The 275-nt window shown below is 64.7% G+C and carries 1 pseudogene; it reads left to right on the top strand.

Going from position 1 to position 275, the window contains the following annotated elements:
• Positions 1 to 275 (top strand): annotated as a pseudogene (locus ACLJNW_RS24900) (class I poly(R)-hydroxyalkanoic acid synthase); the annotation flags it as partial.

Here is a 275-nt window from a genome sequence, read left to right as displayed (position 1 = left end):
CAACCTGGACTGCGACGATCGCGCCCGCGCCCGCTTCCTCGTCGCCTTGCTCTCCGACGCCGTGGCACCCAGCAACAGCCTGATCAATCCACTGGCGTTAACGGAACTGTTCAATACCGGCGGGATCAGCCTGCTCAATGGCGTCCGCCACCTGCTCGAAGACCTGGTGCACAACGGCGGCATGCCCAGCCAGGTGAACAAGACCGCCTTCGAGATCGGTCGCAACCTCGCCACCACGCAAGGCGCGGTGGTGTTCCGCAACGAGGTGCTGGAGC

Origin of the sequence: Salmonella sp. SAL4457 (assembly GCF_046548235.1) — a bacterium.
In the GTDB taxonomy this organism is placed as follows: Bacteria; Pseudomonadota; Gammaproteobacteria; order Enterobacterales; family Enterobacteriaceae; genus Salmonella; species Salmonella enterica.
The sequence above is the reverse complement of the archived record's forward strand: the minus strand, read 5'-3'. Positions and strand labels throughout refer to the sequence as shown.